This is a genomic window from Brevibacillus sp. AY1 (assembly GCF_029870785.1).
Classification (GTDB): domain Bacteria; phylum Bacillota; class Bacilli; order Brevibacillales; family Brevibacillaceae; genus Brevibacillus; species Brevibacillus invocatus.
The window spans coordinates 45,292-59,071 of sequence record NZ_JAFLPN010000006.1 but is presented as its reverse complement, the minus strand read 5'-3'; the positions used below and the strand labels follow the sequence as shown (position 1 = coordinate 59,071).

Below are 13,780 nucleotides of genomic sequence, written 5' to 3'. Positions count from 1 at the left end.
TAGGAAGCCTGGTACGATATCATAATTATTCATTATAGTATATAAATATACAATCGACTTTCGCAGAAGTCTATCCCTTTTTTCGCACTCTCGTCCACTTTCATTCAATTGAATTCTTTCGATCGAAGTAGTTATGCTATAATTAAAGAAGGAGATTCGTCACGTAACGAAATTCAAGGCCTTATATATTCAAGGCTTCACAGTGGAGGTGCCAACTATTTGACAACACGCAGAGAACGCAAAAAGCGGGAAACACGGGAAAAAATCTTCAATGCAGCGATCAAGCTGTTCAAGTCGCATGGCTTTGAAGGGACCACGATCGATATGATTTCGGAAGAAGCCGATGTAGCACGCGGTACGATTTTCCTCCATTTCACTTCCAAGGAAGCGATTTTAGCAAATTGGGGTTATGAGCGTCTGCATGAAATAGAGGAACGCCGTGACGAGTGGGACATCGACGATGACTGCAAAGCAAAGGTTCTTCGGATTTATAAAATCATGAACGAAGTAACCATCACGAACTTTGATTTCATCAAAGTAGTAGTCGAATCTTCCATGAAGCACCGCAAAGTGCTCGAATCGGAGAAAAACATGTATTTCGAGCTTCGTCAGCTCTTCGCGGATCTGATCGAGGATGCGCAGGACAAAGGACAGCTGAAAGCCAAGTTCAACCCGCTGGTCGCCGCCAACATGCTGGAGAATATCTACTACAACGCCTTGTACGATTGGGTACGAAGCGAAGGAGCATGGGCATTGGAAGAAATAATGGAAGAAAAGGTTTCGATCGTATTCGAAGGGCTGCACGCAGATTAATTCTCGTGATCAGCCCTTTGCAGTTCTTCCATGCCCTTTTCCCCACATACTGCCCCTCCTCCCCTCCTGGTACCATTCGGTGTCCATCAACTGCTGCCCCACATTCATCCCACCAGTCTAAATCCTGCATTTTCAACATCTGCCAGTCTGGATTTCGCTTGCGGTCACTTGCACAATTCCCTATGATGTAGGTAGCTTGTTTGTAGACCTTGGAGGTAATGTCATTCAGATGCGAAATGGAATCAAACGTGAAGATATTGAATTGCTGGCACCCGCTGGGAACTGGGACTGCTTAAAAGCCGCTGTAGCCAATGGAGCCAACGCCATTTTTTTTGGAGTAGAGAAGTTCAACGCTCGTGCGCGCGCCGAGAACTTTCATATGGCTGATCTGCCAGAGATCATGTCCTACCTGCACATGTACGGTGTGAAAGGGTTTTTGACCTTTAATATTCTCGTATTTGAAAATGAACTGAAGGACGCACAGGAGCTGATCGACGCCTGTATAAACGCGGGTGTGGATGCCGTCATCGTCCAGGACCTCGGTCTGGTCAAACTGATCCGTGAAATGTCTCCTGACTTCCCGATCCACGGATCCACACAGATGACGATTACCTCACCCGAAGCAGTCGAGTTCACCAAGCCATTCGACATCGAACGCGTGGTGCTCGGTCGCGAGAATTCGTTGAAAGAAATTCGCAAGATCGGTGAAAAGGCCAAGCTGCCGATGGAAGTGTTTGTACACGGCGCTCTGTGTGTATCCTACTCTGGCCAATGCCTGACCTCGGAAATGTGGGGCGGCCGCTCCGCCAACCGCGGTGAATGCGCACAAGCCTGTCGCTTGCCGTACGATCTGATGGTAGACGGTGTGCAAAAGGAGATGGGCAATATCGCATACCTGCTCTCTCCCAAGGATTTGGCTGCACTCGAACTGGTGCCGGAGCTGATTGAAGCAGGCGTTACTTCCTTTAAAATCGAGGGAAGACTCAAGACTCCTGAGTACGTTGCCAACGTAGTCAGCAAATACCGCGCAGCGATTGACCGTTATTTTGACGGAATCGACACGCCTGTTGCCGAACAGGAAATCCGTGAGCTGCAGCAAAGCTTTTCCCGCGGATTTACACATGGCTTCCTAGAGGGAACCAACAACAAAACGCTGGTAGACGGCAGCTTTCCAAAAAGCCGCGGTGTTTTCCTCGGAACCGTGAAGAAAAAATTGACCAACGCCTTGCTCGTAGAAGTCACCTCCCCTGTCAAACGTGGAGACGGCATTGTGTTCGACGCTGGAGATCCAACCCAGAAGGAAGAAGGCGGACGGATCTACGACATTCTCTCCCGCAGCAAAAAAGTGGAGGGTGAAGTGGCGAAGGGTCTTTTTGAGATCGTTATGGGCCGTAATGACGTCAATCTGAAGCGAATCAACGTCGGAGATCGCGTCTGGAAAACCAGTGATCCTGAACTGGATAAGCGCCTGCGCAAGACCTTTGAAACCGAAAAGCCGTACCATACCTTCCCGGTAGCTGTACACGCCAGTGGAAAGCTGGGCGAAAAGCTGAAGCTGACCTGGGTGGATTTGCAAGCTCAGCATGCTGTTTCCATTCAATCGGAAATTCCGTTGGAGCAGGCTTTGAAGCGTCCTTTGACGCATGAATTGCTGCATGATCAGCTGGGCCGTCTGGGCGGCACGCTTTTCCATCTAAATGCTGCTGATCTGACGATAGAGCTGGAAGGCGAACTGATTTTGCCTGTGAGTGAATTGAATCGACTGCGCAGAGAAGCAGCCGAACAGCTCCTCTACCTTCGCTCCAAACCACCGGTATATCAGCATCGCCACGTCGATGTATATGCGGATGTGCAGGTGAAAAAGCAGGTGGAACAACCACTGCTGACTGCCTTGTGCCGGTCGATGGAGCAATTGGAGGCAGCAGCCCAAACAGATGTAGACTTCCTGTATGCCGACTTTGAGTTCGTCAAGCAATACCCGGATGCGGTAAAGCTGGCTCACAAGTATGGCAAAAAGATCGGTATCGCTACGATGCGTATCCACATGCCGGATGAAAACGGCGTGCTTGCCCTGATCTCGAAAGCCAAGCCAGATGCCATCCTCGTACGCAATACAGGTGCTTTGTACTACTATTTGTCCAGAAAAAATGAAATCGACATCCCGCTGATCGGCGACTTTTCCCTGAATATCGCCAATCACAAGGCGGTAGAGCTGTTCCTGGAATCCGGTCTGGAGCGAGTCACTCCTTCCTACGATCTCAATATCCAGCAGATGGTCGATTTGCTTGAGCGTTCTGATGCAGCCCATATGGAGCTGGTTATCCATCAACACATGCCGATGTTCCACACCGAGCATTGTGTCTACTGCACGTTTCTCAGTGAAGGAACCGACCATACGAACTGCGGAACGCCTTGCGAAACCTCTCGCGTCTCTCTCAAGGACCGAGTCGGCTTCTCCCATCCCGTGCGCGTGGATACTGGCTGCCGCAATACGGTCTACAATGCGATTGACCAGTCCGGCGCCGAGTATATGAGGGAGTTCCGTGCCTTGCAAGTTGGCAGCTATCGGATCGAATTTCTAGAAGAAGAGCCTGCCCGCGTAAAAGAGGTCATTTCTCTGTATCGTCAAGCGCTGCGTGGGGAAGTAAGCGGCACGCACGTCTGGCGCACCCTCAAGGCGACCAATCAGTTGGGCGTCACACGTGGACAGTTGAGCAAATAAACGGTCATGACCGTATTTGCAGACCGCAAGCGGTCACATTCTATTAAATGAAAAACGTCGAGACGTTTTTCACTGAAAAGCGAAGAGACGATTTTCACAGAAAAGCGAAGAGACGAGAGGAGAAAGTGGAATGGCTGATCTTACCCAACCTACTGTAGAAAACCTTGCCGTACTCATTGAAGGCATCAAGGCTAAACTGAACATGGCCAACACAGCCGTCATGCGTCCGGAGGATTTTGATCTGGTCCATTATGAAGACCTGCTGTATCTGTACAACATGGTTCAGAAGAAAACAGCTTTTGGCATCAATGAAATGACAGCGATCGTGGAAGAACTGGGTCATATGCGCAAGCAAGGCTAAAACCAAGCAAAAGAGTATGAGCTCGGGCTAATCCCGCTCATACTCTTTTTTCATGTGTGCAAGAACATCGCAGCTCTACTCGTTAAACCGAAGCGGCAGCTCAATCAATCCTGCCGTCATGACGGACATCACAGTTAAATATGAAACATTTTTCAACGAGACGGAGACATAGCCATTTCCTGTTTCTTTATCCTCTTCTCCCGTTCTAATTCCACAATGAGCTCAGCTGCCATTCGTTTGTTTACTTGCAGTCCTTCGATTGACTTTTTTGTTTCATCCAGTAATTGATTCAATTTTTCAATCTGTGTTTTAGTTGGAGGCTGATTCTCCATCAAGTATTCAAAATTCTCAAAGGCAATTTTTATAGCTGCTTCCGGTGTCAAGCGATCTATCACTTCGTATATGGCTTCATATGCGAATGCAAGGGACGATAACCCATATCCGCTATCTGTACTCAAAAAGAACCTAGAGGGAAATTGTTCCATTAATGGAATGTATCTGTCCATCTCACTCTTACTTTTTACCGAGTAACCAGCAAGAAAATCGATATACAGGTTATCATGGCTTTCCAATAGCTTTTTCAATATTTCAACCTGTTTGGTTGATTCACCAACATTTCCATGTGCCAAGATAAAATTTGTATCTGGATGTTTTTGTAACGCTTCCTGCAAGACTGATACTTGTGCGCTTGCCAGCGGATCAATGTGCAGCAGAATAGGGACCTTATACTCGGCACACAATGCATACACGTCTGATAAATACCCATCCAATGCATCCTTCCCCTTCCAAGCAACCTTGGACACCACATCTGAATAGGTTGAAGCCGCAATTACTTCACCTACCCCCATATAACCCTGCTCCAAGTTTTTCCTAACCATTGCTATGCCTTCTTCACTATGCATATCGAACCCGGAAAAAAAGGGATAATAACGTTCCGTACTTTTCAAAAAAGCTCGCCAACTTTTTTGATCATCACCCATAGCCGCCGGTTCGCTCACTTTTCCAAATATTGCAATTTTATCTATAAAAAATTCATCCCATATGGGTTTGACAAACTCAATATTGGGTCCATCATGACTATGTACATCGATCACTTTCAAGTCCCTGTACTTTTCTGCAAGGGTTCCGACTGTTGTCTTGGTTCTTGCATTTTTTATCACGTCGACCATCGTTAAATCAGGTTTGTAGACATAGGATTCGAAATCTGTCTCTTTATTAACCAGGTTCAGCAGGCCAACAACAGCAGTTCCAACAAACAATCCAATCCCAGTCAAAAGCCATTTTTTGTTGATCAAAGAAAAAACCACCTTCTTTGTTGACACGTTTTAAAAAGTATCCAACCCGTTTTATTCTTTTATTTCGACCACGTATGGGAACGCTCTAACTTTTTCACCCTGTTTGAATTCGGCCCAAATTTTATAAAGACCAGGCTTCTTAAATTTGGTTTGAAATACTGGATCTTCATGATTTACGGGATGAACGTGAACAAAATTTTGAGCTTCTTCATCAAGAATGACGACATGTCCCATCGCTCCCAAATACGGAGTCAAAGCCGTTCTGTTTAAATCAAATGATAACGTTACGGTCTCATTGATCTGATCTGTACTCATGTTTAGTTTAACGGTCTCTCCATCAATCTCCTGGACGAGTGTCTGGTCTGCCATAAGCCTGTGGCCGTGAGACTGATCAACTGGATTTCCGACTACGAATAACACTGGAGTAACCTGGTAAGCCAATTTTTCAGGTTTTATATCAATAAATCCTTTATAAAACCCATCTGGCAGTACATTGTCGATGTGAAATTCTCCTTTTCCAATTTGCTCCGGATGCAGGTGATAGTATTTCTGCAGTTGCTCATCCACAACGATAAAATGCAGAAGCTTCTCATGATTCACTGCAAGCTCATCTACTGCATTACCCAAGTAATCTTTCAGGTAAATCCTGATTCCGTTGCTCTCTGGTTGAACATACGTATGTACTTGGCTACCATCCCCATGCCCTGCTTCATTTTCATGACTGTCGCCGCCGTGCTCTTCTTTGCTATCCTCGTGGCTATCGTTTTGAGACGTATGGGTAATGCCCGGATGCTGTTCTTCAACTGCGACTTGTTGTTTTTCAGTGAAGTACTCATTATAGACAGCATATCCACCCAAAACGATTGCAACATAGAGAATGGCACCTGCTATTCCTTTATACATGTTGATCTACCTCCGCATTCGTTTTTTTAAGTGCTATTGCAATGCCTGCACTCAACGCTCTTGGTGTCCATCTTAACCGGATTACTCTTCTAAAATCGCGCAAAAAAATGTGGTACACCCGCAATTAATGCGTCGTCAAGTTGAATAGATCGTGTTTTTTTATGACAGTGAGAAAGTGATTAGACAAAACTCAAGCAGCCAGTCCCCGATTCAAATGTTCGGCAATTAGCTGCTTAAATTGGCTAAGGTGTTTTGATGCTTTTTTGATCCCTGTTCCATGGACGCGGTTCATTCCCCTAATCCGGCTCATATTCTTTTTTTGTGTGCAAGGACATCGCTTTACCTTCACGAAGGCATACCTTGGTTGGTAGCTAGCGCCATCTGAGCCTGATCTGCTGGATTGATCTGCTGCTCCCGGATGATGGCTGCGATGTGTCTTTCGGATCGGACCGACATGATTGAGACGAACAGGGCGGTTCCAATCGCCCCTCCGATCGCATTGATCGTGTTGGACATCGCGGTACCATGCGGGTCAACCGAAGCGGCAGCCCATTCAATCCTGCCGTCATGACAGGCATCAGTCGTGTGCAGCGTCAATCGCGTCAAGCCGAATGTCGTCACAATCATGATGGTCAATCCGATAATCGCCAGTCAGCGAGCCCCGTATTTATCAAAAAGCGGCTACTAAAAAGCACCATATCCGCATGATCAAGCGGTTTTATCGTCTGATCAACCGAGTAGCTCTCGATTTCACAATAAGGTTCAAAATAGGAACTTAACTGCTTTTCCAAAATCCATTTCGTCTCTTCCCCTTTCACAATCAGAACCGGCTTTTTTTTCATCCTGCCATCACCTTCTTCATCCTCTGTCATTTCCGGAACCAAATTCTTTTCTTTACTTTTGCTGCTAGATGCAAAGACCATCATAAAGGAAAACATTTCTTTTACTCCCTTGGATGTATATAATCAGGCATTTCGGGAACGAGGATTCTTTATTTCCAGCTATGATAGAGACGAGGTAAATGAGTTTCTAGACATCGTTATTAAGGATTATACGACTTATAATCTCATTATTGACAGCTGATAGAACGTCTCAATGAGGTGGAGTCGGCGTTAATTGAGGAGTCTACCGTTACACTAGAGTCACTAAACGACAGAGTTTCTCTGATTGAGAAACTATTAAGGTCAAAGTGACACGGATGATGAAAAAAAGCCTGGCCCTATCGGCCAGACTTTTTTATGTTCACTCTCCATCAATGGTTTACAATCCCGACACGCGCTTCTGCTGCAACAAGGCTTCTCGCCTCTTCATAGCCTTCCTTCCACAGGAGATAGCGAATACTGTCAGCCAAAGCCTCCCAGCTCGCTTCGATCACGTTGGTCGAGACTCCTACCGTGCTCCATTTCTCCCCATCACATGCCGATTCAATCAATACACGGACTTTTGCCGCAGTGGCACCATTCTCATCCAGGACGCGTACCTTGTAGTCGGTAAGATGCATCTTGGAGATAATTGGGTAATAGCCTTCGAGTGCTTTTCGCATGGCGTTGTCCAGCGCATTGACCGGACCGTTGCCATCTGCTGCTGTATGAACTGTCTCCGAATTGACACTGATTTTGACAGTGGCCTCAGATGTGATGGCCTCGGCAGCTGATTTTTCCATCAAAATCTTGAAGGAGTCCAGCGTAAACAGCTTTTTCAGCTTGCCTGCCGCTTCCAACAGCATGAGGGTAAGGGAGGCTTCCGCTCCTTCGTACTGGTAGCCCTGGAATTCACGCTCCTTGATCTGCTTGATGATCTCACGCGCTTCTGCCCGCTCCAGGGAGAAATCGATCTCCAGCTCCTCCATTTTCGCCTGTAAATTGCTCTGTCCAGCCAACTCCGAAACAAGGACACGGCGCTTGTTGCCGATATTCTCCGGCTCGATATGCTCGTAGGTCTTCGGATCGCGCAGCACTGCGCTGACGTGGATGCCACCTTTGTGGGCAAACGCGCTGTTGCCGACAAAAGGCTGGTTGTTTGGAAGCGTCATGTTGGCAATTTCAGCCACGTAACGAGAAAGCTGTGTCAACTGCTGAAGCTGCTCGCTGCTGACGCAGGTATAGCCCAGCTTTAATTGCAGATTGGGAATGACAGAGATCAGGTTTACGTTTCCACAGCGCTCTCCGATTCCATTGATGGTGCCCTGTACCTGTGCTGCCCCCGCCTGAATGGCTGCAAGCGCATTGGCTACCGCAACGCCGCTGTCGTTGTGCGGATGGATGCCCAGCGGCACCTGCAATTGGCTGTTCACATGCTTTACAATATCGTATATTTCAGTTGGCAGACTGCCGCCGTTTGTATCACACAAAACAATCCAGTCCGCTCCGGCCTGCTCGGCAGCTTTCAATACCTGTAAGGCATACTCGGTATTTGCCTTGTAGCCATCAAAGAAATGCTCGGCCAAAAACAGCGTGGTCAAGCCTTTCGATTTCAAAAAGGCGACTGAGTCCGCTACCATCCGAAGATTCTCTTCCAGTGTCGTCTTCAGTGCATCCGTGACGTGCATATCCCATGACTTCCCAAAGATTGCTGCAGCTTTTACTCCGCTGGCAATCAATGCACGCAGGTTGTCGTCTTCCGAAGCCACTACATGTGGACGACAGGTGCTGCCAAAAGCTGTGACCTTGGCATGCTGCAGCGGAATTTCCCGAATTCGTTCAAAAAAGGCCATGTCCTTTGGATTGCTCCCCGGCCATCCACCTTCGATAAAATCAATACCAAACTGATCGAGCCGCAGAGCGATCTTTATCTTGTCTTCTACCGACAGGCTGATCCCTTCTCCCTGCGTACCATCACGCAGGGTCGTATCGTACAGATACACCTTGCTCTCCATGTGTCTCCACCCCAACTATTGTCCGTTTTTTCTTTTTTCAGAATAATCTCACCATTTTAATTACTGAACAATACACAGTATAGCATAGCCCACAAGGAAAGAAAATGCGGGAAAACACTGGGTTTTCCCGTTTTCCGGTGAAAACCCAGCAGCTACAAGCAAACAAAACGGTCATGACCGTTTTGTTTGACCGCAAGCGGTCACATCCACTTATATGAAAAACGTCGAGACGTTTTTCACAGAAAAAATCTACTGTTTTTCAGCTGTGCACCTGTCGAGGACAAATTCGGCTGTCAAGTGAATCGCTTCATCCAGCTGAGAGGTACTGCCGGCAAACGGATGCCTTGCGTTAAACGTATGATCGGCTCCTTCGATCCAGATCAGCTCACTCTCATTCGCTGCTTCATGCAGTCGCTGCGCTCCCTTTACCAGACGGACAAAGTCCTCCCGCCCCTGAATGATGCGCAAAGGCTGTTTCATCTCTGCCACTTTTTCCAGCAAATCATAGGCTTGTCGATTTTGATCCACGTCTTCAATCACGACACGGGTAATCGGCATGTCCTGGCCTGTACGAGCATTGGGGATGTAGCCAACCCCATTCTCCGCGATCTGGTTGCGCAGCTTTTCGTCGAACAGATTGACATCCGCCACTCCGTTCCACGTGATGATGCCTGCTACCTGTGGATTATCGGCTCCAAACAGGATGACGTCTGCCCCGCCTTTGCTGTGGCCTGTGACGAACAGCTTGTTACGGTCTGCGTAATCTGGCAATCCCAGCCTGCCTTCGCGAATATACTGCGCCAAGACTTGCAGGTCCGCCACCTCACGTGCATATGTATTGCGCCCGAACTTTTCCAGCTCATCAAAATGGGTTTCACTTTCTCCAACACCATTGCAGCTGAAGTTGAATCGGATTGTTACAATACCCCGTTTTGCCAGCTCGTCGGCGACATACGGAAAGCTTCCCCAGTCTTTAAAGCCCTTAAAGCCGTGGCAAAAAAGCAGTACAGGCTGTCGCTCCCCTTTCGTGGGGTCTGCATGCCAGTTGCCGCGCAGCGTAAGTCCTTCTTCTAATGGCAGAGAAAAGGTTCCCTTGTTCATTTTGCTTCACCTCGTACTTTTTCAGACTGCATCCATTGTGGCTTTCCTATTATTATGCAGGGCTGCCCACAGAAAAGAAACCATGCGTCTTAAAATCGTTGTACAAGTAAATAAGCAACAGCGGCAGACTAGGACTTTTTTCAAGTCTTCGTACTCCGCTGTTGCTTTTGGGGGAGACGCCTTATGAAAACTGCCATTTTTGTTCGGCATCCAGCAGATAAAGCGCGTATTCGAGAGGCCTTCTTACTGCTTCCAGATACTGCTTTTTTTGACCCAGCTGGCGAAAAATTTCTCTTCCCGGCTTTGGATTCATTTCAATCAACCACACGTTTCCGTGCACATCGATGCCCAGATCAATACCGAATTCCATCATCTGACCGAAGTGCTGCTCGATGCGAGCCACGGTGCGCAGGGCAACCTCCCGACATTCGCGAATGATCTGCCTAGCCATTTTCAGCCCAAAGTGCTCCGTCAAAAAGGAGCCTGTCGGTATGGCCTTTCCGCCACTATGCAGGTTGGAGGTAGAGGACTGTCTCGTCCCCATTCGGATTGCCATGCCGGTCAAGCGCCAGTTTCCGGTACCGTCCTTCTGGGCGAGCAGGCGAGCATCTACAGTACGTCCTGGCACAAGGCCCAGCTCCAATCCCTGCTGCAGAAAAAACTGCTCGTTTCCGCTTTTCTCCTGTCTCATCCACTGCTCTAGCCGTTGAGACAGTGCCGAAAAGCTGTTCAGCTTCTCCACGATTTTCTTTTTCGTTTTCGTTCGGCCATGCAATTCATATCCGGTCGGTTTATTCTCGATTCGCAGGATGCTTCGTCCCCCTGTGCCATTGGTCGGTTTCAGATAAATGACTCGATGATGTGCCAGCATGATCGACAATGCTGCTCGGGAGTAGGATAGCGTCTGCGGCAGCCATTTTCTTAGCTCAGGCTCCTGTTCTAACACCTGGTGAACTGCGAATTTATTGGCGAAGCGGCTGTTGGCATACCGAAACCAGGATTGCTTGCGAAAGGTGAGGTATTTGGTGTGCTTGGGTACCGGATAGTAGCGGTAGCGGTCAATCACGATGTCGGGCCAGGCGTACCAGTTGCTTTTCCAGCCTGTCACATCAGGCGTATAGCCTTTGATTGCTTTTGCATTCAAATAAACATCCTGCGGACCAAAGAGGAAGATTTCACAGCCCATCTTCTCTCCCTCACGGACCAACAAACGCAGGAAGCCTGGTTCAACAAAGCCTTTTTCCCCTCTGTAGGTAAGGATGCCGATCCTTTTCTTCACTAGTGGCAACACCGCCTTCCTGTGCACTTCCCCTTTTATTCTCCTAGTCAGTTTATGGCTGAAATGAAAAAAAGCGCCTTTGCCCCTACTAGGCAAAAGCGCATCTTCATTTTCTAACCTCATGATTGGTGCTTCTCCAGAAAGTGCAAAGCAGTTCTGCCCAAAAGCTCCCCCGCGATCAGCATCGCGTCTTCATCAATATCAAAGCGCGGATGGTGATGCGGATATTCAGCCAGCTTTTCCCGATTGCCCGCTCCAACAAAGAAGAAGGCACCAGGAACCTTACCCAAATAGTAGGAGAAGTCCTCTCCTCCCATAAGAGGCTTCATCGGCAGGACTCGCTCTTCGCCAAATGCGGCCAGTGCTGCCTCACGTGCCAGCTCTGCCTCCTTCTCGCTGTTGATGACGGCCGGATAGTCACGGATATAGCGAACCTCTGCGCTGGCCCCCATCATCGCTGCTGTTCCTTTGGCGATCTCGGTCAGCCGCTTCTCAGCGCGGTCACGAACCTCCGGGAGGAATGTACGGACTGTACCCGTCAGGCGGCAGGAATCCGCGATGACATTGTTATTGTCTCCTCCGTGAAACGTTCCGACGGTGACGACGACACTGTTCATCGGGCTGACATTGCGGCTGGCGATGGTTTGCAAGGCTCCCACGATCTGCGATCCGACGACAATCGAGTCAATCGTTTCATCCGGGATGGCACCGTGACCCCCCCGTCCTTTAACCTCGATGACAAAATCATCGATGCTGGCCATGATCGGCCCAGGACTGATGTATACGTTGCCGACTGGCAGCATGGACCAGAGGTGAACCCCAAAGATCGCGTCCACGCCGTCTACTGCCCCGTCCTGTGTCATCTGGATGGCGCCGCCTGGCGACTCCTCCTCCGCATGCTGGAAAATAAAGCGAATTTCTCCGGCGAACTGATCGCGATGATTGGCGAGAACACTGGCCAAGCCAAGCAGCTGAGAGGTATGCGCATCGTGACCACAAGCGTGCATGACCCCAGGGACTTTGGATTTATACGTAACCTCTTTTTGATCCTGGATGGGCAGCGCGTCGAAATCCGCGCGCAGGGCTACGACTGCGCCAGGACGGCTTCCGCGCAGGACGCCAACTACCCCTCGTCCCCCGACACCTGTGCGAATCTCGTCAAAATTCAGTCCTTCCAAAATTTCAGCAATCATCTGTGGTGTCTTTTCTTCATGAAAAGACAACTCCGGATATTGATGCAAATGACGACGCCAACTGATGATTTGCGGTTCCATTTCTTTCAAGCGGTCTTTGAGCTGCTCCTGCAATGACATGCTGTGCACTTCCTCCCATACCATGCGAATGCGATTCTTGTCCTATCGTTTGTCCTTATCATAGCAGAAAAAGTAAGGAATCTGGATGGAAGATTCGTCAAAGGGGCAGAATCTGCTGCTTTCTTTGCTCATAGACGGCTATTGATTCAAACCCTGCACGCTTGAGCGTCGCGCTAGCCATGTCGCCATGATTCCCCAATTGATCCGGGCGTGTCGCTCCTGAAGCTGTCGTCACAGCTACCCCATGTTGAGCCAGAATCTCCAGCATTCGGGAACTTGGACTCATTTCGCCGACAGTTGGGTGGCGGTACCACATGGTGTTCAACTCGGTCGCCACCCGGTTGCGCTTGAGGGAACGGGCAATACGCTGGTAATAAGACAGCAGAGAGGTTTCCTCCGGTCGAAAGCCGCAGCTCTTTAATCCATCCACATGAGCAATCAGATCAAACAGCCCGCTCTCTACTGTCTGCTCCACCAGATCAAAGTATCGACTGTACAGGCTGCCGAGATCCATTCTCCCGAAGCGCTCGCTCGTTTGGGGCAGATGAACAGCCACTCCCTCAACAAAATGAACGGCGCCCAGGCAGAAATCCCAATCATAGGCATTCACGATCCCGGACAGTGCTGCTTCCTGTTCTGGGAAAAAATCCAGCTCGATTCCGACCCGCAGGGCTATCCCGTCGTCTTCCCAGCGCTGCTTTTCCCTCTCCAGAAAAGCGAGGTAGCTCGGAAAGCTCTCGCAGCAGACTTGATCCAGCCACTGCCGCTGGACTCGTCCCAGATGATCCTGTCCCAGATGCAGCTGCTCTTCATAGAGGCTTTTGAATTGTGTAAAACGGTAGCCATGCTCCACGATGCCGACGATTCCAATCCCCAGCTCCTTGGCTCGCGACCGATACTCATCCAGCCAGGCCGACGAATAAGGCCCTTCCCTCATGCGATCCGTCAATCTACGCACCAGTCCGTCCATCCATTCCCTTGTGCCAGGCACCTCTTCCTTTACCTGCTGCGAAAGCGATGCTGTTGTTTGCATCAACCAATCCAGAGAATACGGCCCTTCCTCAACATGGACATGAAAATCTACCTTCATCCCGATCCCCTCCGCGGGTATTTCCAAC

13 protein-coding genes are annotated in these 13,780 nt (G+C 49.0%); 4 read left to right on the top strand and 9 right to left on the bottom strand.

Going from position 1 to position 13,780, the window contains the following annotated elements; translation table 11 throughout:
* Positions 1 to 219 precede the first annotated feature (219 nt).
* The 3 genes from JZI27_RS08005 to JZI27_RS07995 all read left to right on the top strand — a co-directional run bounded on the left by JZI27_RS08005 (position 220) and on the right by JZI27_RS07995 (position 3,896).
* Entirely contained in the window at positions 220 to 813 is a 594-nt protein-coding gene (locus JZI27_RS08005) for a TetR/AcrR family transcriptional regulator (RefSeq protein ID WP_122908716.1), read from the top strand.
* A gap of 229 nt (positions 814 to 1,042) precedes the next feature.
* Positions 1,043 to 3,535, top strand: coding sequence for a U32 family peptidase (locus tag JZI27_RS08000; RefSeq protein WP_251243556.1), 2,493 nt, complete (start codon positions 1,043 to 1,045; stop codon positions 3,533 to 3,535).
* 130 nt (positions 3,536 to 3,665) lie between these two features.
* The gene (locus tag JZI27_RS07995) at positions 3,666 to 3,896 is read left to right on the top strand and encodes a DUF1128 domain-containing protein (RefSeq protein ID WP_057134208.1); all 231 of its coding nucleotides are present in this window, start codon (positions 3,666 to 3,668) and stop codon (positions 3,894 to 3,896) included.
* A gap of 152 nt (positions 3,897 to 4,048) precedes the next feature.
* Here the strand turns inward: JZI27_RS07995 and JZI27_RS07990 are convergent, their stop codons facing one another.
* The 4 genes from JZI27_RS07990 to JZI27_RS07975 form a co-directional block, all read right to left on the bottom strand.
* A complete protein-coding gene (locus JZI27_RS07990; protein WP_280207231.1) occupies positions 4,049 to 5,191 on the bottom strand; it encodes an amidohydrolase family protein in 1,143 nt (380 codons plus the stop codon).
* 51 nt (positions 5,192 to 5,242) lie between these two features.
* Positions 5,243 to 6,094 (bottom strand): hypothetical protein, encoded by an 852-nt coding sequence (locus tag JZI27_RS07985; RefSeq protein WP_251243557.1) that lies wholly within the window; start codon positions 6,092 to 6,094, stop codon positions 5,243 to 5,245.
* 345 nt (positions 6,095 to 6,439) lie between these two features.
* Positions 6,440 to 6,730, bottom strand: a complete 291-nt coding sequence (locus tag JZI27_RS07980) for a hypothetical protein (protein ID WP_280207230.1) — start codon at positions 6,728 to 6,730, stop codon at positions 6,440 to 6,442.
* Positions 6,727 to 7,032: a hypothetical protein gene (locus JZI27_RS07975; protein ID WP_251243562.1), complete on the bottom strand. Its 306-nt coding sequence runs from the start codon at positions 7,030 to 7,032 to the stop codon at positions 6,727 to 6,729. Before JZI27_RS07975 ends, JZI27_RS07980 begins: the two co-directional genes overlap by 4 nt.
* Here JZI27_RS07975 and JZI27_RS24915 point away from each other — a divergent pair.
* Positions 6,995 to 7,177 carry a DivIVA domain-containing protein gene (locus tag JZI27_RS24915; RefSeq protein WP_338075376.1) on the top strand — a complete coding sequence of 61 codons (183 nt, stop codon included), beginning with the start codon at positions 6,995 to 6,997 and terminating at the stop codon, positions 7,175 to 7,177. The genes JZI27_RS07975 and JZI27_RS24915 overlap by 38 nt on opposite strands.
* Positions 7,178 to 7,346: 169 nt before the next feature.
* On the opposite strand, the gene cimA is transcribed toward JZI27_RS24915, so the two are convergent.
* The 5 genes from cimA to JZI27_RS07945 form a co-directional block, all read right to left on the bottom strand.
* Positions 7,347 to 8,969: a citramalate synthase gene (gene cimA / locus JZI27_RS07965; protein WP_122908722.1), complete on the bottom strand. Its 1,623-nt coding sequence runs from the start codon at positions 8,967 to 8,969 to the stop codon at positions 7,347 to 7,349.
* A 249-nt stretch (positions 8,970 to 9,218) separates the two neighbouring features.
* The gene (locus JZI27_RS07960; protein ID WP_251243560.1) at positions 9,219 to 10,070 is read right to left on the bottom strand and encodes an alpha/beta hydrolase; all 852 of its coding nucleotides are present in this window, start codon (positions 10,068 to 10,070) and stop codon (positions 9,219 to 9,221) included.
* 181 nt (positions 10,071 to 10,251) lie between these two features.
* Positions 10,252 to 11,349, bottom strand: a complete 1,098-nt coding sequence (locus JZI27_RS07955) for a YheC/YheD family endospore coat-associated protein (protein WP_280207294.1) — start codon at positions 11,347 to 11,349, stop codon at positions 10,252 to 10,254.
* Between the two features lie 119 nt (positions 11,350 to 11,468).
* A complete protein-coding gene (locus JZI27_RS07950; RefSeq protein ID WP_251244401.1) occupies positions 11,469 to 12,662 on the bottom strand; it encodes a M20 metallopeptidase family protein in 1,194 nt (397 codons plus the stop codon).
* A gap of 97 nt (positions 12,663 to 12,759) precedes the next feature.
* Complete coding sequence (locus tag JZI27_RS07945; RefSeq protein WP_280207229.1) at positions 12,760 to 13,752, bottom strand: PHP domain-containing protein; 993 nt, start codon at positions 13,750 to 13,752, stop codon at positions 12,760 to 12,762.
* Positions 13,753 to 13,780: the final 28 nt, after the last annotated feature.

Coding starts and splice junctions, on each gene's coding strand:
- JZI27_RS08000 (WP_251243556.1), top strand. CDS start 1,043: ATGCGAAATGGAATCAAACGTGAAGATATTGAATTGCTGGCACCCGCT.
- JZI27_RS07995 (WP_057134208.1), top strand. CDS start 3,666: ATGGCTGATCTTACCCAACCTACTGTAGAAAACCTTGCCGTACTCATT.
- JZI27_RS07985 (WP_251243557.1), bottom strand. CDS start 6,094: ATGTATAAAGGAATAGCAGGTGCCATTCTCTATGTTGCAATCGTTTTG.
- JZI27_RS07975 (WP_251243562.1), bottom strand. CDS start 7,032: ATGTTTTCCTTTATGATGGTCTTTGCATCTAGCAGCAAAAGTAAAGAA.
- cimA (WP_122908722.1), bottom strand. CDS start 8,969: ATGGAGAGCAAGGTGTATCTGTACGATACGACCCTGCGTGATGGTACG.
- JZI27_RS07960 (WP_251243560.1), bottom strand. CDS start 10,070: ATGAACAAGGGAACCTTTTCTCTGCCATTAGAAGAAGGACTTACGCTG.
- JZI27_RS07950 (WP_251244401.1), bottom strand. CDS start 12,662: ATGTCATTGCAGGAGCAGCTCAAAGACCGCTTGAAAGAAATGGAACCG.
- JZI27_RS07945 (WP_280207229.1), bottom strand. CDS start 13,752: ATGAAGGTAGATTTTCATGTCCATGTTGAGGAAGGGCCGTATTCTCTG.